We start from the raw sequence: 20818 nt of genomic DNA, 5'->3' as shown, positions 1-20818 counted from the left end.
TATGCCGGGGCGCTATCTGCCGCCCGCTCCCCATCACATTTTTGAAGGAGAGCACCATGTCAGAAAGCCAGAACTCCCAGAACACTTTGCACTTCGACACCCTCCAGGTGCATGCCGGCCAGGTCCTCGATTCCGATCACGGCGCCCGGGCACTGCCGATTTTCCAGACCACGTCCTACGTATTCAAGGATAATGAGCAGGCCCGCGGGCGTTTCGCGCTCACCGATCCGGGCATGATCTACACCCGCATCACCAACCCCACCCAGGGCGCTATTGAAGAACGTATTTCCGCGCTTTACGGCGGCACGGGCGGGCTGCTGCTCGCCTCCGGTTCGGCTGCTATTTTCTACGCGGTCACGAATGTGGCGCAGGCCGGCGATAATATTGTTTCCTCCGATTCGCTCTACGGCGGCACCTACAACCAGTTCAAGCACGTACTCAAGAACTTCGGTATCGAGGCCCGTTTCGTGGAGAATCCTTCGGATCCGGCCAATTGGGAAGCTCTGATTGATGAGAACACCAAGGCCCTCTACGGAGAGACCATCCCGAACCCCAAGCAGGATATTCTCGATATTGAGACGCTGGCCAAGCTCGCCCATTCCCACGATATTCCGCTGATCGTCGATAACACGATCGGCACTCCGGCCAATGTCAATCCCTTCGATTTCGGGGCGGATGTTGTGGTGGATTCGGCCACCAAGTTCCTGGGCGGGCACGGCACCTCGATTGCCGGTTCGGTGGTGGAGCGCGCGGGCTTCAACTGGAAGAACGGGAAGTTCCCCGGTTTCCACGAGGTAGACGAGTCCTACCACGGCATCGTCTGGGGCGATCTGCCCGGTGCGCCGTTCACTACCCGTATCCGCGCCACCCTGCTGCGTGATACCGGCGCCGCGATTTCCCCGTTCAACGCCTTCCTCATCGGGCTGGGCCTGGAGACCCTTTCCCTGCGCGTCGAACGCCACCTTTCCAATACCCGCGCGGTGGCGGAGTTCCTGGCCGAACACCCCGGTATTGACTCGGTGAACTGGGCCGGGCTACCGGATAATCCCTATCACGAGCTGGCCGCCAAGTACGCCCCGCAGGGCCCCGGTTCGGTGTTCACGGTGGAAGTTGCGGGTGGTTTTGAGAAGGCCGCAGCTTTCGTGGAATCCCTCCAGCTCTTCTCCAATCTCGCGAATATCGGGGATGCGAAGTCGCTGGTGGTTCACCCGGCATCAACCACGCATTCGCAGCTGACCGAGGAAGAGCTGGCGGCCAACGGTATTAGCCCGGCCACCGTGCGCCTGTCCATCGGTATCGAAGATCCGCGCGATCTGATTGCCGATATTCGCCAGGGCCTCGAGTCCATCGCCTAGAGACCAGAGATCAAGGATTATCATGACGCCCAGCCCCCAGTTCCTCGTGGGACACGCTCCCCTGGATCCGGTTACCGATGCCGCGCCTATCGGTGATTTTGATACCGGCTACACTCCCGCACCCCGCCTCACCGAGCGCCCTACCGGCGCCTGGCTGGAAGGGGACGAACCGGGTGAGCGCCGCTTCGCGGATCTTGGCCCCCTGGAACTGGAGCTGGGCGGCCGCTTGCCGCAGGTGCGACTCGCCTACGAAACCTGGGGGCAGCTCAATGCGGACCGCTCCAATGCGGTGCTGCTGTGCCACGCACTCACCGGGGATTCGCACGCTGCCGCACGCGATGGGCAGAGCGGCTGGTGGAAAGATATTGTGGGCCCGGGTCTGGCCATCGATACCGAGCGGTACTACGTGGTGTGCCCCAATGTGCTGGGCGGCTGTCAGGGAAGTACCGGCCCGGCTTCGCCCGCTCCCGATGGCCAGCCCTGGGGCCCGCGCTTCCCGGAAATTACCATGCGAGATATGGCCGCGGCGGAGGCTCGGCTCGCTGACCTGCTCGGGGTGGAACGCTGGGCGCTGGTGGCGGGTGCCTCCTTCGGCGGGTGCCGCACGATGGAATGGGCGGCGTCGTACCCGCAGCGGGTGGGGGCTTTCGCGGTGCTCGTAGCCGGCCCGGCCAGCACCGCGGAACATATCGCTTATGCTCACCTGCAAAACCTAGCGATTCGCCTGGATCCGCGCTGGCGCGGCGGGCATTATTACGATGCTGAACCCGATGAGAGCGGGGTGAGCGGCCCGGCTGCCGGGCTCGGCCTCGCCCGTGAAATAGCGCATTTAACTTATCGCTGTGCCCCGGAGCTGGCGGCGCGTTTCGGCCGCACCCCGCAGGAGGGCGAAGACCCGCTACGCGGGGGCCGTTACGCGGTGCAGTCCTACCTGGACTACCACGGCGCGAAATTGGTGGCGCGTTTCGATGCGAATTCCTACCTGACGATCAGCCAGGCGTTTATCACCCACGATATTGGGCGCGGGCGGGGCGGCACCGCGCAGGTGGTGGCGGGGCTGCAGCAGCCGGCGCTCGTCGTCGCTGTTGATTCGGATCGGCTTTTTTATCCACAGCATATGGCGCAGTTGGCCGCGGCTTTGCCCGGGGCGCGCCCGCTCCAGACCGTGCACTCCGCGCACGGCCACGACGGTTTCCTCATTGAAAACGATGAGGTTTCCGCGATTATTGCAGATTTCCTTGCCGAGGTTGCGCCGGTGGATGCTCCCCTGGACGCGGCTCTCTAGCCGCCGCGCTGCCCCGTAGCTTTTGCTCCCCTAGCCGCCGAATTGGGACCAGTCTTCGCTCAGCACGGTGCCGCGCGCATCGATCATCACGTGCCCGGCTTTGCCGCCGGCCCGCAACCATCCGGTATAGATGAGGCCCTCCGGGGCGGGGCAGGCACCTTCGCATTCGGGTAGCTCAGCAGCCGCGGCTTTCACCCGCACGAATACTTCCGCGCTGTCTAGCTGCGCGGGAGTCAGGCCGATGCGCGCGGCGCGCTCGCGCACGAGGGTGGTGGCGCGGGTAAAGAGCGCGGCGTCGAGCTGGGTGTAGTCAAAAGTGGGGATACGTTCGAAACGGAAAGGCCGCGAGGCCGCGAAACCGTAGGGTATGGTATCGCGCGGCAGGGACCACGAGTAGGTGACCGCGGTGTCGTTGTGGTTGTCCACCGGAACGTCAATTTCGAAGCGGCGTTCGCGCACGAGGGCGCGGAACGCTTGCGTGGTCCTGGCTTCTTTTTCAATATCGACGACGGCGACACCCAAGTCTTCAGCCCCGCCCGTGAAATAGGAGCGCAACGGGCCACCGCCCCAGTCTTTGATCTGAGTGGTGACGATGCGGAAGGCTTGGGGCGGGTTACAGAGGGTGGGTAGGAGAGCGCCGGCAAAGAATAATGCGATGCTCGTGAGCACGGCAGTGAGCGGGCGAAGTGGGTGGTCGTGTGCGGCGGCGGTGTGGAGGTAGCGGTAACGCAAATAAATAATGCCGCCCAGCACGATGAGTGCGCCTATTGTGATGAGGCTGATGTAGAGGATGCCGTGCCAGTCGTTCATCCAGAGCAGGGGGAGGGCACCGAGCATGAGCCCGAAGCCGAGGGAGGGTAGCAGCCGGGTGGCCGTTTCCCGCAAGCCGGGCTGGCGTTGTGTTGTGGGCACGGGCTGCTCCTCCCGAATCGATGGGCCGTTATGGGGATTCTACAGAAGTCCCCTTCGAAAATAACCGATAATTTTATATAACGAAAACCCAATGGCGAATATATTTCTCTATCAGCACAAAAGGACGTAGTTCCCTTGAGATTCGCGCGCCCGTAGAATCCTAAGTGGGGAAAGATTCCAGCTCTCCCCACCGCGCAACGGAGCGCACGCTACCCATCTGGGCAAACTCGCCTTATTGGATGGTAACAACCTAAGGAGGTTTCATCATGAAACGTAAAGTAACAGCGAGCTTAGTAGGGATTCTACTAGCTGCCGGAGCAACTACTACGGCAACTGCTCTCGTCTACAACGGATCAATGTACGGTCAATACACCGTAACTAACGGGCCGACGATTAGCGTTACCGACAACGCGGACGATGACGAATTTGTATCAGCTTTGTATAAGTATAATGGCGGCACCAGCCAAGATAGCCTTGTCAACAAATCAGGATACAATACCACCGTCACGAAAACAGTTAGCTCCACTATCACCGCTATCAAACCGTGCGTTTCGCAACCCATACCACTACCAATGTCATGTGGAGGTTGGATCTATTAGTGAAACAGCATTTCCCAACCCATTATGAATTTCACTACTAAGCGACGGTCATTCCCGGCCCTGTTTACCACGGCCTTATTGAGCGTCATCGCGGTTTTTTCACTGGCTTCCATCGGTGTTGAGCTCCCGTACCGGAACAAGGTAGCTCAGACAAGCGGTCCTATCTACGCGACGAGCGAAGATAAAGCCACTTTCGCCTATCGGGTTGATAATACCTTTATCGACTCTCGTCTCGTGAGTGTTCTCTACATGGAACCTTTGCGACCGGATGTCCCTCCGCCTCCGGGACTCAGCGCCTGGCCAGTAGCGGGGAGCGCGGCGGTCACCCGCCCCGCTCTCCGCTACCGCGAAACCCTTGAACAACAATTCGGTCCCATTACGGCTGTTATTGATGAGTACGCAGCTCTTGATGATGATCTACTGGTTTACGCACGCCCGGCGAATGCCGGTGATTTTCTCGAACAAGCTCGGATGGAGTCCCGCGTATATTTCTCTTCGGGATTTGCAGTGGACGCGAACAGTACGGATACTGTAGCTATAGGTAGTGTGACATATGAGCATTGGGCCGAGCATCTTCTGCCTCTGGTGCTTGTAGTCATCGTCCTACCCATTTTCCTCTATGTCTTGGCCTGCCGTAAGAATTTTCAGAGCAACATCGCGCAGGAGCAATTCATTCTTCAATGCGTGGGGGCACGGCGCAGTCACCTCATTCGGCACGCCACTCCCCGAGTCATTCCCCCAGTATTACTTGGTGGCCTATCGGGCAGTGCCGCGGTCGCCATTCTCATCAGTGGTGCCATTCGCCTGCCTTTCACCGGATTCCACTTCCACCCGCAGGCATTTCTTCCCCAACTAGGCTGGATCATTCTAGCCCTAATTTGTGCACTCGCAGCACTCGTACTGTTTTTCTCCTGGCCCCGCCTCACGCTTTCAATGCGGCCAGGACGGCAAAAAAGGAAGCATCCTCTGCTTGGCCTAGCTCTCTTCGCTCTTGGGATTCTTCTGGCAGCAGGATTCCAGTGGTATTTCTGGTGGATTCCCTTGGAACTTGCTTCTGCCGCCATTCCTATAGGAATTATTCTGGTCCTACTAGGCCTGCCGGCAACCTTCACGCTACTTACCCGCACCGTAGCGAGCATTGCCACCAGATCCCGAAAGGATCACCTCACTGATCTCACCACTCGCTGGGTTATGCGCCATCCCGAGGTAGCTTCCCGCTCCGGCACCCTCGCGGGCTGTTTCCTCATTATAGGAACCCTGCTAATCGCCTGCTTCAACGCGGTCGCAGATACCGATAAGGAGATGCCGCCACTTCCTGAGAACCTCAGCGCAGTTGATTCCTCTCTTGTGTGCCGCCCCAATACACCGGGCTGCCTCGAAAATGCCGCCGCTCAGATTCACGCGGCCCGCCCCGACGCTGCTATTATCGCCGCTGGCCACGGAATCGGAGTGGTCCCGCTGGAAACCGGACAGGTTGCTCCAGAAAATCTTGACCTGCTGCTTTCTGATTACCTGACTCCGCTATACGGCACTACGCAGCCAAGTCTCCCTGAGAACCTAGACCGCGGCTGGCTCGTCACCCTCATCGAATCCGATAGCCCAGATTCTGGAGAGAAACTACTCAGCCAGATTCACAGCCTGGACCTGGGCACCCCGATCCCCGCGCTATCCACACCGCTGGGTGAAAATACCCGCGCCCTGGCACAGATCTACCGCCAGCATTCCACCTGGCTCAGCCTCTTCACGACCTTCGCTTTTGTCTGCGGGCTGCTGGTGGTGTGGCTGAATTTCTCCCGAGAAGCCGAAGCCCAGGCGTGCGACGCCGCCGCTATCACGGCACTCACCGGGCAAACCCGCACGGTTGCCCGCATCCTCGCCCGGCGTACCCTCGCCACCAATATCGTGACCGGGATCGCGGCTCTCGCGGTGGGTATATTCCTGGCCCGGCAATTCTTACTGCCCGGAACCGGATTTATCCCCTGGGAGTTCATCCTCACCATCGCTGCGATTTACGGCTGTTTCATCGCCGCGCAATCCATTCTTGTGTATCGCCGGCTAACCGCACGGGCCCGCGCGTGGCGCCCGGGAAAGGATCACCATGAGTATTCTGCATTGTGACAACCTGGTCTGCGGCTACACCCACCCGCTGTTCAGCCCCATCACTTTCACCCTCAACGGCGGGGACACCCTCACCGTAATGGGCCGCTCCGGCGTGGGGAAAACAACCCTTCTCACCACGATTCTGGGGATGCATAAGCCCATCTCCGGCACCATCGAGGTGACCGACACCAATATTCACCGCCTCCCCTTCAACCACCTCGCGCGCCTGCGTTCCACCACCATCGGTACTGTGTTCCAGCACGGCGAATTAATGGCCGGATACACCGCCCTCGATAACGTGATGCTTCCGCGCCTGCTGTGGAACCGTCATGATGGCGACGTCGCCACCGAGGCCAGCGAGCTCCTTGGCACCCTAGGTGTCCTTCCCCAAACGATGGCCGAGAACCTCTCCGGCGGGGAACGTCAGCGAGTAGCGCTGGCCCGGGCGCTCATTAATCACCCGCGCCTGCTGGTGGCTGATGAACCGACCGGAGCGCTGGATACCGAGCTGCGCGACGAAGTCCTCAGCCTCATCCTCGATACCGTGCGCGAACGCGATTGTGCCCTGCTGCTCGTCACCCACGACCCGAGCATCGCCGCCCGCACCGACCGCACCCTCGTCCTTCAGCCGGTTGCCGTGCCTGGAACGGCGGCCGCTTAGCTTAACTAATTCTCGGATCATCCCAGCCCGGGGTGCGCATAAATCATCCGAGTTTATGTGCACCCTGCACACCCTACGCGGGCGGTAAAATCGAGGAAAAGCCGAAAGGATGATTGTGACTCGAGCCGCCTCGCCCCACCACCCCGCGCTCGCGTGGGAGCCCGACCTCCTCGGCGCCGGTTATGAACGCCTCACCCTTCCTCTTCCCGACGACGACGAAGGCGCCGTCATCGCTACCCTCATCCGCGCATTGCCGCCCGCCAACGCGCCTACCCCGAGCTTCGCTTTCCTCGCCATTCACGGCTGGAATGACATGTTTTACCAGTGGGCCCTCGCTGACGCGGTAACGGCTGCCGGCGGGGCTTTCTACGCAATTGACCTGCGCAAATATGGGCGGTCTTGGGATCCGCAGCGGCAGAGCTACGGGTATACAGATAGCATGCGGGTGTATTTTGCAGATATTGATGCCGCGCTGGCCGCCATGCGAACAGACCTCCCGGCCCGGTTCGGCCCCGGCGCTGCACAGCTCCCCACCATCTTGTACGGACATTCCACCGGTGGCCTCACCGCGACCCTCTACGCCGGGTCACGCCGCGGGAAGAACCTGGCTGGCCTGGTGCTTAATTCACCGTGGTTGGAGTTGCAGGTGGGCGCGGCGGGGAGCGCCGTCGTCGTACCTGTGGCTGAACTGGCGGCGCGCACCGCACCGAAAAAACCGCTGCCCGTGCACGACCCGGGCTTTTACGGGATGGTGCTCGACGCGTGGCGCCCGGAGGGAATGACGCGGGTGCCCGGGGCTCCGGAAGATACCACCGATCCGTTTTGGACCACCGGGTGGACGCCGGCCTGGGATATGCGCCCGGATCCGGCACCGATTCGCGGTGGGTGGCTGCACGCGGTCATCCGAGCGCAGCGATATGTAGCTCGAAATGTGCGACTGCGGCTGCCGGTTCTCATGCTCACCGCGGCGCGCAGCATCGTGGCCACCGCGTGGAGCGAGGAGCTACGCGGGGCCGATACCGTGTTGGACGTCGAACAAATGTGGGCGCGGGCCGCGGACATAGCGAGCGATGTGCATATCCTGAAATTGGATAATGCCGTTCATGACGTCTTGCTGTCCCGCGCACCGGTGCGGGAGGCCGGGTTCGCGGAGATTCGCGAGTTTTGCCAGTGGCAGGTGCGGCGGGCCCGCTCAAGGTAGCTAAGCGTAAATAGATAGTCCGCGCCCCTTGTTTCCTTAACCTCCGTGGCATGACATGCCTTGACGGAAAACGCATTCCGTCCGGTCCGCCACGCACCATAACCGAACCGTGGGTAGAAAAAGTGTGCGTCCCGAACCTCGCAGTCCACAAAGTGTGCGTGAGGAACATGAAATCAGGTGAAAACGGTGCTCGCACGCACACTTTGTTCGCGACGAAGGCTCGTCACCGAGTCCGGGGCAAACATAGTGCAAATTCCGGACGGTCAGGGTCGCGTAGTGCAAACTCAGAGCAGAAATCAGGCCAAAATGGTGCGTAGATTTGCACCCTGTTACGGACCGGGGGTGCGTTCGGTTCCGCACCCGATCCAAGACAACAACACACCGTAATTAGACCCCCTTCTGCCTATTAACCCGCAGCGAACGCAGGAAAGCGAAAAGGGGAGGCGCCCGGAAATTCCGGGGCCTCCCCTTCCCTTTACCCTGGGCCGGATACTGGCCGGTGGGCCAGCATCCCGCGGGCGCTAGTTATTAGCGGCGGACGATAGGCGTATCAACGCCATCCCCATCCCAGTCACCAACAAGCATCTGGTCACCGGCCCGGCCGTAGTGGAGGGTGATATCAGCGTTCCCGCTCTTGAGCGAGTTCGCCACAAACACCTGGTTACCACGCCGCACCGCAAAGGTATCCTTACCGTCACCATCCCAGTCACCAACGAAGATCTGGTCACCGGTCCGGCCATAGGAGAAGGACGTTTCAGCCTTGCCGCCCGCGAGGGTGTTGTTCACGAAGAACACATTTCCACGCTGGACCGCGAAGGTATCCTTACCGTCGCCATCGAAATCACCGGCCAGCAGCACGTCGCCGTCGCGGCCGAAGCTGAATACCTGGTCGGCATCCCCGGAACGAATCGAGTTGAGGACGAACACCTGGTTGCCGCGGCGCACCGCGAAGGTATCCTTACCGTCACCATCCCAGTCACCAACCACGATCGTGTCCCCGGCCTTACCGAAGGAAATCACCTCATCAGCAACTCCGCCGTTAAGGCTGTTCTGGATGAAGATCTGGTTCCCGCGGCGCACGGCCAAGGTTTCCTTGCCATCGCCATCCCAGTCACCGATAAGGACCTGGTCAGCGGCTCGCCCGTAGGAGAAGACCTGCTGAGCAACCGTGGAAACCCAGTCATTCGACAGGTAGAACACGTTTCCGGTATCACCCGGCTTACCGGGCGTGCCCGGTTCAGGTGCAGGCGTCGGGTTCGGCGCAGGCGTCGGGTTCGGAACCGGCGTCGGGTTCGGCGCAGGCGTCGGATCCGGAGTGCCCGGGGTACCCGGCTCACCCGGAGTGGGCTCCGGCGCCGGAGCGGTCTCCTGGGTCACCGTCACGCTCACCGTCTTGGTCACGGCAGCCCCGGCAGCATCGGTAGCAATGAGGGTCACCGTATTCTCACCCGGGTTGAGCACCGTGCCCGGTGCCAGGGTAAGAGCGGTATCGCCCGCGGCCCCAGCTGCGCCGTCGTCCTTCACCGTGTACTTGGCGAGTACCTCTGCGGCCAGGGCTTGCCGGTCCAGAGCGCCGGCGGGCGCCGTGAGTTCCACGGTGTCCGGGCCCTCGATAACCGGCAGGCTGTCCTTCGTGAAGGAAATGGACTGCGCGGTGGAGTTTCCGGCCAGGTCGGTGCCTTCCACCGTGAGGGTGTAGGTGCCGGCCGGCAGCTCCGCGGTTTCCACGGTGTAGTTGAGAGCGGTCGCGGCATCGCCAGCGGTATCGCCAGCTGCTGCGTCGTCGGCAACCGGAGCATCGGCCTCAGCCATGAGTCCGGCCGCGTCCTTCACGCCCGCAACCACCCGGGCGGCGTCGTTCTTATCCGCCACACCGTTGGCATCAACCTGCACGGCCTTCGCCGCATCGGCACCGTTCGCACCCTCGTCATTTCCGCCACCGAAGTAGGTCTTGACGTCTACGAGGCTGTCCTCCACCGACTGGCCGAGCAGGGCCGCATCGGTGCTCTGTTCGCTGAGCACGTCACCGTTGAGGAGCACGCGCGCGGCCTTGAGGTTGGGGTCGGTCACGCTGGTGGCAATGGCAGCGCCGTCGCGAATAACCGCGCCGTCCGTGCCGTTGATGCTCACCGCCGGGCCTTCCTTATCCACCACCACGGGGATGGTGTTGAGAAGGGTATTGCCCATGCTGTCACCGAATTGCACAAGGACCGTATCGCCGTCCGCAACCGGGAATGCCTGGTTGAAGCTGCGGGTATTGGTCTTGGTGCCGCCCACGGTGTGGTCGATAATGCTGCGCACCACCGAGCCGTTGATCTTCAGGTCGTAGCCCCAGGCATCATCGGAGGCGGTACCCGCGAAGGTGACCTCATCCGAATTCGCGTAGAGCACGCCGTTGTACAGGGTCGGTTCCGTGAAGGAAACCTTGGGGTACCCGGTATCCCAGAACACCCGCAGGATGGTATCCATGCGGACCTTGCCCGCGGTATCGGTCACCTTCATATGGAAGGCGTTAATGCCGGCGGTCACCGGCACGGCGGCTTCGAAGGTGCCATCGGCCTGGACCGTCACGTTGATCGCTTCCGGAACCACGTAGTCGCCGGCCTCGTTCACGGTCACGCGCGGCTGGAGCACGAAGGTGGAAACGCCCTGCGCCGTACCGCGCAGCACTAGCTTGCCGTCCGCCGTCTTTTCCGCGGTGGACATATCCGGCAGGCAGGTGGTGCCGAAGCACTGCACATTCGTGAACGTGGGGGCCTGGTACGACGACGTATCTTCCGCCACGACCTCCCGGCCTTCGTAGGTAACCGTTTCGGTGGTGGTATTTCCACCATCGGAGGCCACCACGGTGGCGCTGAGCGCATCAGCTTCCGGGGTGAAAGTGCTGGTGAATCCGCCGGCGGCATCCACCTCAGCGGCCTTACCGTTCACCTTGACGGTGAGGGTAGCGCCGGCGCGCTCATCACGCACATTACCGGTGATCGTAACCGAACCATCCTCGGCCACCGGCTGCTTACCGCCGGCATTGAGGGAGGTAATCGCCACGCTCGGGGCCACCGTATCGTAGGTGACGGTCAGTACCGTGCGGGTGATTTCGCGGCCGTTATCACCGTAGGCAATCACGGGGATGTTCTGGGTGCCTTCGGTCAGCGGGACCTGGGCGGCGAAGAATCCGCCACCGAGCTCCGCATCCGCATCGGCCACGCTCACGCGTGCCACCGCATCGGAGGCCAGGCCGAACACGGTCAGCTTGCCGTCCTTGACGAGGCGGTGATTCGGGGTGAACACCTGGGTGTTGTAGGTGTTCAGGCTCGGGATCTCAATGGCGTTCGCGCCGAGCACCTTGGTGACCATGGTGTTATTCATGCCCTTGTCGGCCACGGTGACGATGACGTAGGAAACGCCCTCGGGGAGCACCACTTCGAAGGAAGAATCGGAATTCTTGGTGACCGGCTTGATATCGGTGCCCTTATCCGTTTCCACCATCGGTGAGGAGAAAATCCCCGAGCCGGTTTCGGTCACGGTGAAGGGCAGGATCTTCTGGCCATCACGCTCGAAGGGTTCACCCACGGAAACTTCGGGGGCAACGGTATCCACACCGAAGGGCATATCGAGGGTCTGCCAGTCGAAGCGGTCACCCAGGCGCGCCTTGACGCGATAGGTGTAGCGCCCGTCCGGAATCGCCTTGAAGCTCGCGCTGGCCGCATCCCACACGGTGCCATCGAAAGCGTGGCTGCGGTAGGGCTGCGCAATATTCTTCGTGCCGAGGGCAGTGCCGGCGATCTGGCGGGAGAGTTCCTGTTCCTCACCCACGCGCGTGACGAGCTTGCCGTTGGCATCGTAGATTTCGAACTGGGCTTCTTCCGCGTTACGCAGCTGCGTCAGATTCGGGACAATCGCATCAACGTTATTGTCCTTATTGGGCGAGAGCCAGAATTCCCCGAAGATATTGTTCTTCACGGGGAGGGTCATCCCGAAGATCGTGGTGGTCAGCTGGGAGGTGGAGGTATTGCCCTCACCCCAGGTCTGGCCCGGAGCCACGAAAATGGGTTCGGCGTTCCAGTCCCCGGCGAAGCCCAGGTAGGGCACCTTAATATCCGGGGTTTCCTGCACGCCGGCGAGCACCGCCCAGCCTTCCACGAAGTGGTTACCCTTGCTCGGGGTGAGCGTGAAGGTGACCTGGGTGGTTTCCCCGGGCGCCACGGTGAGGACCTTACGATCCGCCGTCAGCGTTTCCTTGGAAATGAAGGTGGAGGTGATGTCGTTAGCGTTATTCGTTTCGTTGACGACTTCCTGGCGCGGAATCGCGTAGGCCGCTTCTTTATCGCCGTGGTTGGTCAGGGTCACGGTGAAGGACACCGGCCCGTTCACCTGGCCCAGGGCCACCGAATTGGCGCCATCTACACGGGCGTGCACCTGGGATGCCAGGGCGTGATCCACGCGCACCAAACCGGCACCGATCTGGCGCGGGGCGTACGGAACGCCGTCGTGCCGCGGAATTTCCGCGGTATTCATGAGCAGTGTTTCTGCCAGGCTGAGGCGATCCACCCGGGACATATCCGGGAAGCGCTGCCCGAGCACCTGAAGCACGCTGGCCATGGAACCGGCCACGTTCGGGGCGGCCATGGAGGTACCGGACATCGAACCGTAGGTATTGGAATTCAGCGTGGAGTATACGTTACCGCCCACGCCAGAAATATTCGGCTTGAAGTCCAGGTTGGAGGTCGGGCCCCAGGAAGTGAAGCTGGAGGGCGCACCGGCCGTGGCCGAGGGCGTGGTCCGGGCTTCATCCGTGAGGGCGATGGTGACCGGGGTGCCGGCCTTGATGGCTTCCACCAGGCGCAGCGCATCGGAGCGGAACATAACGCCACCCGGGAAGGTGTATTCGTCAATACCGCCCATGGAGATCATGGAATCCCCGCCGGCTTCGTGGTTGTAGATAATAACGCCGGCCGCACCGGCCTTCTGCGCATTACCGAACTTCTCCCCGAAGGTGATGCCGCCGCGCTCAATAAGTGCGTACTTGCCGGTGGTATCTGCGGGGAATTCTTCCGGCTTACCGGTTCCGGCGGCCACCGCTTCGCGGGCCACATTATCCGGCTTGCCGGTGGCGAGTTCGTAGAAGAGGTCTTCGGCTACGCCGTTCACGGTCACGCGGGCGACCGAGCGGGTTTCCAGATTATTATCAATCGAGGCAACCGAGAGAGTGGCATCGTGAGCCGAAGGCGAGCCAATAACGCCGTCGTCCCATTTACCGAACATATCGTCTTCGGTGCCGCCCGGTGAGAAGTTGAGCCCGGAGTTACCGGCGGAAATAACCGGAAGCACACCCTTGGCGCGAGCTTCTTCAATAGCCAGGCCCGCGCCGTTGGAGTATCCGAAGCCGTTATCGGAGCCCAGCGACAGATTAATAACGTCAGCGCCGAGCTTCACGGAATCTTCAATGGCGGCAATAATATCGCCGTCGGCCGCGCCGCGCGAACGCGCCGGGTCATTGGAAAAGACCTTCATGGCCAGCAGCTGGGCATTGGGGGCCATGCCTTCCACCCGTCCGGTGGTGGCAAAAGTTTGCCCCTCATCCAGGCCGTTCGCCGCGGCAATACCGGCCACGTGCATGCCGTGCATGGACGAGGTGGTATCGATGATCTCGAAATTATCGTCGGCGTAGTTGTAGCCGTTGGGAACCTTACACGTGAAGGCGGGGTTCGCAGCGGTGTTAATATTCTTAATCTTCGCGGTATCGCAATTGTCGATCCGCATATCGCGGTGGCTCGGGTCGATACCCGTATCCACAATCGCAATAACCATGCCGGTGCCATCCGCGCCGGCATCCGCCAAGGCCGCGGGCGCGCCCTGCATATCACGCGAGGCATCTTCGAGGGGCACATTCTCCTGCGGCTGGGCTGCGAGGGCACCCTGGACGAGGGCCTTCGTGGCACCCGCACTCTGAGCGACGGCGCGAGAAATATCCGCCGCACGCTCGGTAGCGGCAACGTTGGTCGTCTGATAGACACGTTCACGCTTGACCGAGGCCACCGCGGCTTCCGCTTCCAGCGCCGCCATCTTGTCCGCCGGCATCGTCGCGGCGAAACCGTTGACGAGGTAGCCGAACTGGCGCTCAAGCTGCAGACCGTACTTCTCCGACCACTGGGCCACCAGGTCTTCCTGGGTGGCCAAGCTCTGCGCCTCACCAGCATCGCTGCCCAGGCGCGACTGGTCCTTGAGGAGCACGATAACCCGCACCCGCTCGGTGGAGCCCTGCAGATCCTGGAAAGCAGCCAGCTCGGGGTTATCGGGAGAGAAGAGACCGGCGAAAGCGCCGGCGGGATTCGACGGCGCAGGCTGATCCGCAGCGAGCGCCGGAGTAGTGAGTACGCTTAAGGCGAGCGCAGCCGTGACGGATAATCCGCCCAGGCGGCGCCAGTTAAAACCTGTCACACCTTCTCCTAACTTCGTGACGGGAGGGATCCCGTCGGGGAATCCGGTGATGTCATTCCTGCACGGCGGCCAGGGTTCGGGCAGAGTTGGGACGACGGCGCACACGGCGCAGCCTCCCCACCCCGCCGCGCATATCTACCAACCAGTGGAGAAGTTATGCACCCCTCCCGCTCAGCCTCTCACCCTTGAGCGATAGACCGGCAGTGCGTGACGCGTGGGAATACCGGATGCGGGCTATCATCGCACAGAATGGTGCGCATCTGTCCAGAGTGTCTACAACGTGAACACTCCCCCGAACCGGTTGATATTTATGCGCCTACGATTCTGGGTGCGGTGGCCGGATAAGCGGCCAGGGATCCAGAGTTTCCAGGGCGGCCACGATGGCGAGCAGGAGTTGTTCTTCCCCGAAGCGGGTTGCACCCACGTGCACCCCGAAAGGCAGCAGAGTGCCGCCCACTTCCGCGCGGTGGATCGGGATGGATACCGCGGCGGGCCCAAACATATTCCAGGAGCTGGTCCACGGGCTCACGATGCACTGGCGGCGGAAATCCTCGGCCGGATCATCCGGGCAGCACACCCAGGTAGGATCGGCCGGAGGGGTGCCGAGCGCCGGGCTGAGGATCACGTCGAAACCCGCGAACGCCTCCCCCATGCGCCGCGCAATCGCGTACATCCCCTGCAAGCCGGCCATGAGCTGCGGCGCGGATGCTTCCCGCCCGCGAGCGCGCAGCCACTGGCTCATCGGGGTGAGGAGGGACTCACTTTCGGGCGGGAGTGGAATAGCGGCAGCACCCGCCTGCCAGATCGGCATAAAGGACTGCCAGGCTTCGGGGCCGAAGGGCCGCGCGATGCCTTCCACGCGCGCGCCCATGGCACGGAAATCTTCTGCCGCCCGCGCCACGGCCTCCAGGCAGGCGGGGTGAATCTCAGTATCAACATTGAGCGGTTCGGTGAGCACCCCGACCCGCAGATCGGCCAGCGCGAGGGCGCGGCTGCGTGATTGCGGCCCGCAACCAAATTCCGCGTCCAGAGTGGCCAGGTAGTCTCCCGAGCCCGGGTAGGGACTCCAATCCCCGGGCCGGCGCCGGGCGATAACATCCAATCCGGCCGCGAGATCCCGGGCGGTGCGTGCCAGTACTCCGGCGGTAGCCAGCCCGCTATCGGAGAAGAAAGAGGATCCGGGACCGGGTGAGACCAACCCGCGGCTGGGTTTGATGCCGAGTACCCCGCAGTGGGCGGCGGGAATGCGGACCGAGCCGCCGCCGTCGTTCCCGTGCGCAATGGGGACCACGCCGGCCGCAACCGCCGCGGCCGCTCCCCCGGAGGATCCACCGGCGCTGCGCGTAAGGTCCCACGGGGTGCGGGCGGGGGCGATGCCAGCCGGTTCGGTGTAGCCGACGAAGCCGAATTCCGGGGTGGTGGTTTTCCCGATAGTCACGGTGCCGGCGTCCAGGATCGACTGGGCTACCCCGCTGGTGGTGGTGGCGATATTTCCGCGCATGGCCCGCGAGCCGTATTCGGTGGGCAGGCCGGCTACGTCGTCGAGGTCTTTGATGGGGAAGGGTACCCCGGTGAGCGGCCAGCCTTTGCCCTCCTTGAGTTGCGCGGCGGCGGCGCAGGCCTGGCGCAGCGAAAATTCTTCCGCGATATGCGTGAATGCCCCTACCGCGGCGCCGCGGCTGCGGGCGCGCTCCAGTACCCGTTCGGTATGAGCAACGGGGTCTAGGCGGCCGGTACGCATGAGCCGCGCCAGCTGCACGGCAGAAAGATCCAGGGGGTCCACGCTGTCCTCAAGAAATGCCATGCTCACAGTGTACGTGAGATAGGGCACGTTTGCCGCCGCGAGCGGGTTATTCGGTTTCCGTGCGGGCCCGTGCGGCCCAACGGCCGTGTTTCGCCCGCTCCACGGCTTCTGCACGCGCCGCGGCAGTGGGGATGGCTAGGTTTTCCATGAGTTCCGCTATCTGCGTGGATGCGCTCTTGTCACGACGCCGCCGCAAGTTGGCCGCGGTGGCAGCAATTTCCTCCGCGGATAAGTTCTGGGAGAGCTTGGCCTTGCCAATAATCTCCGTAACTTTAACATCCACGCCCACGATGGCGCGCAGCATGCGCCGCAGCTGTTCCGGCCGCGCGTGGGTATCCGGGCGCCAGGTACCTCCGTGGTGGGCAATTTCGTGGGCGTCAACCAGTTCGCGCAGGGTGGGGATGAGCCAGGCGGGATCCTCGTGGATAGTGAGTTCGCCGCGTAGGTGCACGGTGAGGTAATTCCAGGTGGGAACCCGAGCCAGCGGCGCATCGTCCGGGCCGGGTGGCATATCGGAGGGCGATATATAGGTATTCGGGCCGGTGACCACCATGAGGCAAGGTCCAGTATCGGCTGCCTGGGGATTAATACGTGCCATATGGCTGTGGAGGTGAAGGGTGCCGGCGTCGTCGTAAAAAATATTAAAAGGAAGGAGTGTGGCATCCAGGCCGCGCGGGCCGGCCGTTATTAATTCTCCCACCCCGATTTGGGCAGCTAGTTCCACCGCACGTTCCGGTTCCAACGCAAAACGACTCGCCACGTACATGACAGCCAGTGTAATGCGCGCGGCTACGGCGTGCGCATGACCTCCACCGGGTCACGGTAGGCCGCGAAAATCGCTGGGGGAATGCAGGCGAGCAGCGCCACGAGCACCGCGAGCACGCCCACCGCCACCGAAAAATCGAGGGCGACCGGATTGCCACTCAGCCGGCAATAAGCCCAGGCCGCGGCGATTCCCAGCGCGGTGCCGCCCACGGCCGGGTAGGCGATACGCGCGATCACCAGGGCCACCAGCCCGCCGCGGGTGATGCCGAGGGTGCGGCGCCGGCCCAGGTCGCGGCGGCGGATCAGCACATCGGCCAGCACCACCGCGGCAATGAAGAGCGCCCCCACCCCGAGAATGAGGATGAGGAGGGCGCGGCCCATGCCCGCGACCTGCCCGGTCACGGCCACGCCCTGTTTCGCCTGGCTGACGGAGCTGCGAATAATGAGTTTGGTGGGGTCGAAATCACCGATGGCCGCGAGTGCAACATCGGTAACCGCGGCAATATTTTCGACGTCGTTGGCCAGCGCGGTCACCCGCACGTAGGCGCCCGAGCCGCCCCCGGCCAGGAGGTAATTATCGAGGTCCTCGAATCCGCCGCTGGGTGTGAAGGAGCCGACCACGGCCCATTGCCGCCCGCCGCGCGATTCCACGTAGCCGCTGGGGAAGGCCAGGCGCAGCTGCGGCAGCACGGCCTCGGGCACGATGGCTTCCCCCGGACCGGGATAACGCCCAGCAGTTAATGTAATTATTTTGGAGATGTCCCCGCCGGTTTCCACCAGGGCAAACAGTTGGGAGGCCGGGCCGAGCGACCCGTTGACCACGTCTACCGTGCTTCGGTATCCCACCACCCCGGCCACCCCGGAGGTGCCGTGCAGGGTTTCCAAGAATGCTTCGGGAAGCAGCCCGGCATTATTCTGATCGACAAGGGTAAGCTGGCGGGCTTGCGGGCCGGTGAGCTGGCGGTGCAGCTCGGCTTCGGTGGCGGCCTGGCGGCCCACCGTCACCAGCGATGCCGCGCACATCACCCCGAGCACCAGTGCCACCAGGATGGTAGTGACCAGGGCCCCGCGCGCATTTTTCGCGCCTTCGCGTAGCAGAACAGAGAATTTCATAACCGCACCACCTCATCTGCTGCGTTGACCACCGTGGGATCGTGGGTGGCAATAATGACACTGCATCCGGATTGCGCCGCCTGGCGCAAGGCGCCGAGCACAAGGTTGGCATTATCCGGGTCGAGGTTCCCGGTGGGTTCGTCGGCCAGGATAAAGGTGGGGGAATTGACGAGGGCGCGGCAGACCGCCACGCGCTGGGCCTGCCCGCCGGAGATTTGCCCGGGCCGGTGGTCGGCGCGGTGTTCCAGGCCCAGGTCGGCTAGGAGTTCACGGGCGCGGGTGCGGGTGGCAGCCAGGGAATGACCCGCGTAGAGCCCGGGCTCCATCACGGAGTCCAAGACGGGGCGGGTGGGGTCAAGTTCGGAATCTTGGAAAACGAAACCGATGCGGCGGGCCCGCAGGCGCGAGCGTTCCCGGTCGGTGAGTTCGCTGGCCGCGGCGCCGTCAATGAGGACCTGCCCGGAGCTTGGCGTGAGGGTGAGCCCGAGGAGGTAGAGCAGGGTGGATTTGCCGCGCCCCGATGCCCCGGTCACCGCGGTGATCGCGGCGGGAGCGAACACGTGGGTGAGGCCGTCGAAGAGTTCTTCGGCGCCTTTCCGGTAGCGAAAGCGCAGCTCACGGGTGGCGATACCGGGCGCGTCCATCACTTCGTGCTTTCCGGGTTCGGGGTGGCGCCGGTATCTGAATCTTCGCGAGAACCGGTATCAGCGCCGGATCCGGCAGGTGCACCCGGCGCATCGGGTGCCCCAGGCGTGCCAGCCTTCTTCGCATCGGCTAAGGCATACACGCTTTCCCCGGCCCGCACGCCCTCAACTACCGCCAGTCCGCCGGCCACGGTCTGAACCGTAACGGTGCGGGGCGCCGCCTCCCCTACGACCCTCACGCTCACGGTCCCATCCGGCATCGTGGACAGCGCAGAGACCGGCACCGTAGGCCCGGTCACCGCGGGCACGACCTCAATATCGGTAAGAAGATAGGCTTTTTGGCTGGCCGGCAATTCCCCGCATCGAGTGCCGCACAGCAGACCGCCATCCTCCGCGGTAACAGGGATCTTGATGTGGCCCGATTCTGTTTGCTCCGCCTCACCGGTAATTCCGATGAGGGGCTGTTCGCCCAGCTTGACGCGGATACCGGTTCCCGGCTGAATCATGGCCTGTTGTTCGCTCGTGATTTCCATATAAAAACTGGGGGTTCCGGACACCGAGTTAATAATATTTTCACTTCCGGTCAGGGCCGCACCGGGCCAAGCAATACTGCGGTCCAGGGTGAGCGCAGCTGGTAGTTGCGGCACTGCCACAAGTTCTCCCAAACCGACGACGCCGCTCTGTTCCTGCCCGCGCGCTTTTTGCCACGCTTTCGTTGCCGCGGTGGTGGCCGGGCCAAATTTCCCATCTGCCACGGTGCGTGAGTAGCCGAGTGCGGTGAGGAGCCGCTGGTATTGGGTGACATCCTCACCTTCGGTTCCTTCGGCGAGGGGTCGCCAGAAGGGGGTTGAACCTTCTACCGCGATAACCTCGGTATTTCCGACGGTGTAGAGGGTATCTCCGGCGTGAAATTCTCCGTCTGCGGCAACGGAGGTGACGGTGCCGTTGAGCTGGTTGACGGCAACCGGCTGTGCCGCGCGTTCTACCGTGGTGGAGAGTGTGAGGGTGCGGCCAATATTTTGCTCGGTTACAGTGACGGTCATTGTTTCCGCCCCGGTTTGAGTGATCCGCTCCGGGGGTTTCAGGGTGGTGCGGCCCGCCCAGAATGCCAGTGCCGCCACGAGGAGGAGCGCTATCACGCCTGCGAGGATCTGAGTAATTTTCTTATTCATGGCGGCACGCCTTTCGTGGTAGCCACGCGGTTACACGTGAATGGTAAACATCATGGGTTTAGTTTATGCCATAGAGCTCTGTGGCAGGAGGGTCACTGGGGCAAACTTTCCACACTTCCACGGGGATCTGGAATTCAAGCGATCCCCCATTATTGGGCCACCAGCGGTGTTCCGGGTCAGTGTGGAACTTAGCGACATAGGTTTCCCGAGCGGGGCGTTCGGAGATATCAACCTTATAACCATGCGCAGCGAGGCAGGGAATATAGTATTCATCCCAGTAGTCCCAAACCACCCGCAATTGATCTTCCGATAAGTCAGTTATAAACTCCGGATCGGTAAAATACATCGATATGCACTCATATATGGCCAAGTTATACGCCTTTTCTTGCGATTCCGGTATGGCACCATCAGAACCGATGCCCCCTTTGGGATTAGCATGAGACGCAAACCCCTTGCTTGTCAGGCACTCGGCTCTTTTAATATCCGATTCCCCTGATGGTGTCCTCCATTCAACCAAAGGAACATTGGGCGGGTCTTCAATTCCCCAGTAGTCCGCATGCCGCTTCAACCATTTCGCACGAAAAGCAAGCTTCTGCTCCTCCGTGGTGTAGCGTGGCGAAATCTTGATCTTCGCTTTCCACCGGTCAAGTCCTGGGTAGTGGTGTATCTGTGTTCTCGAATCATGATTGTCATTCTCTGGTTTCGATACTAATAAGGACTGGATATCAGATACCGGTCAAGCAATAACGTCCTTCCCACTAATAGTCTT

14 protein-coding genes are annotated in these 20818 nt (G+C 62.2%); 6 read left to right on the top strand and 8 right to left on the bottom strand.

Annotated features, from left to right (window positions below):
• Positions 1-56: 56 nt before the first annotated feature.
• Positions 57-1355 (top strand): O-acetylhomoserine aminocarboxypropyltransferase/cysteine synthase family protein, encoded by a 1299-nt coding sequence (locus tag DDD64_RS04350; protein WP_126135197.1) that lies wholly within the window; start codon positions 57-59, stop codon positions 1353-1355.
• Positions 1356-1377: 22 nt separating this feature from the next.
• Positions 1378-2640, top strand: coding sequence for a homoserine O-acetyltransferase MetX (metX, locus tag DDD64_RS04345; RefSeq protein ID WP_126135196.1), 1263 nt, complete (start codon positions 1378-1380; stop codon positions 2638-2640).
• A gap of 30 nt (positions 2641-2670) precedes the next feature.
• Here metX and DDD64_RS04340 read toward each other — a convergent pair whose 3' ends face one another.
• Positions 2671-3552 carry a hypothetical protein gene (locus DDD64_RS04340; protein ID WP_126135195.1) on the bottom strand — a complete coding sequence of 294 codons (882 nt, stop codon included), beginning with the start codon at positions 3550-3552 and terminating at the stop codon, positions 2671-2673.
• Between the two features lie 266 nt (positions 3553-3818).
• On the opposite strand from DDD64_RS04340, the gene DDD64_RS04335 reads away from it, so the two are divergent.
• The 4 genes from DDD64_RS04335 to DDD64_RS04320 all read left to right on the top strand — a co-directional run bounded on the left by DDD64_RS04335 (position 3819) and on the right by DDD64_RS04320 (position 8113).
• On the top strand, positions 3819-4151 hold the full coding sequence (locus DDD64_RS04335) for a hypothetical protein (protein ID WP_126135194.1): 333 nt from the start codon (positions 3819-3821) through the stop codon (positions 4149-4151).
• Positions 4152-5084: 933 nt separating this feature from the next.
• Positions 5085-6269 carry a hypothetical protein gene (locus DDD64_RS04330; protein ID WP_126135193.1) on the top strand — a complete coding sequence of 395 codons (1185 nt, stop codon included), beginning with the start codon at positions 5085-5087 and terminating at the stop codon, positions 6267-6269.
• Positions 6250-6912 carry an ABC transporter ATP-binding protein gene (locus tag DDD64_RS04325; RefSeq protein WP_126135192.1) on the top strand — a complete coding sequence of 221 codons (663 nt, stop codon included), beginning with the start codon at positions 6250-6252 and terminating at the stop codon, positions 6910-6912. The genes DDD64_RS04330 and DDD64_RS04325 overlap by 20 nt, the downstream gene beginning before the upstream one ends.
• 109 nt (positions 6913-7021) lie before the next feature.
• Positions 7022-8113 (top strand): alpha/beta fold hydrolase, encoded by a 1092-nt coding sequence (locus tag DDD64_RS04320; RefSeq protein WP_241227369.1) that lies wholly within the window; start codon positions 7022-7024, stop codon positions 8111-8113.
• Between the two features lie 528 nt (positions 8114-8641).
• On the opposite strand, the gene DDD64_RS09100 is transcribed toward DDD64_RS04320, so the two are convergent.
• The 7 genes from DDD64_RS09100 to DDD64_RS04285 form a co-directional block, all read right to left on the bottom strand.
• Positions 8642-14551 carry a S8 family serine peptidase gene (locus DDD64_RS09100; protein WP_126135191.1) on the bottom strand — a complete coding sequence of 1970 codons (5910 nt, stop codon included), beginning with the start codon at positions 14549-14551 and terminating at the stop codon, positions 8642-8644.
• Between the two features lie 316 nt (positions 14552-14867).
• Positions 14868-16355 carry an amidase gene (locus DDD64_RS04310; protein WP_126135190.1) on the bottom strand — a complete coding sequence of 496 codons (1488 nt, stop codon included), beginning with the start codon at positions 16353-16355 and terminating at the stop codon, positions 14868-14870.
• Positions 16356-16401: 46 nt separating this feature from the next.
• A complete protein-coding gene (locus DDD64_RS04305) occupies positions 16402-17121 on the bottom strand; it encodes an FMN-binding negative transcriptional regulator (protein ID WP_126135189.1) in 720 nt (239 codons plus the stop codon).
• A 23-nt stretch (positions 17122-17144) separates the two neighbouring features.
• Entirely contained in the window at positions 17145-18233 is a 1089-nt protein-coding gene (locus DDD64_RS04300; RefSeq protein WP_126135188.1) for an FtsX-like permease family protein, read from the bottom strand.
• On the bottom strand, positions 18230-18877 hold the full coding sequence (locus DDD64_RS04295) for an ABC transporter ATP-binding protein (RefSeq protein ID WP_126135187.1): 648 nt from the start codon (positions 18875-18877) through the stop codon (positions 18230-18232). Before DDD64_RS04295 ends, DDD64_RS04300 begins: the two co-directional genes overlap by 4 nt.
• Positions 18877-20049, bottom strand: coding sequence for a peptidoglycan-binding domain-containing protein (locus DDD64_RS04290; RefSeq protein WP_126135186.1), 1173 nt, complete (start codon positions 20047-20049; stop codon positions 18877-18879). Before DDD64_RS04290 ends, DDD64_RS04295 begins: the two co-directional genes overlap by 1 nt.
• 58 nt (positions 20050-20107) lie before the next feature.
• Entirely contained in the window at positions 20108-20617 is a 510-nt protein-coding gene (locus DDD64_RS04285) for a hypothetical protein (protein WP_206435380.1), read from the bottom strand.
• Positions 20618-20818 lie beyond the last annotated feature (201 nt).

It is taken from the genome of Actinotignum sanguinis, assembly GCF_003957255.1.
GTDB classification, from domain to species: domain Bacteria; phylum Actinomycetota; class Actinomycetes; order Actinomycetales; family Actinomycetaceae; genus Actinotignum; species Actinotignum sanguinis.
This window is presented reverse-complemented; position numbering and strand designations above follow the sequence as displayed.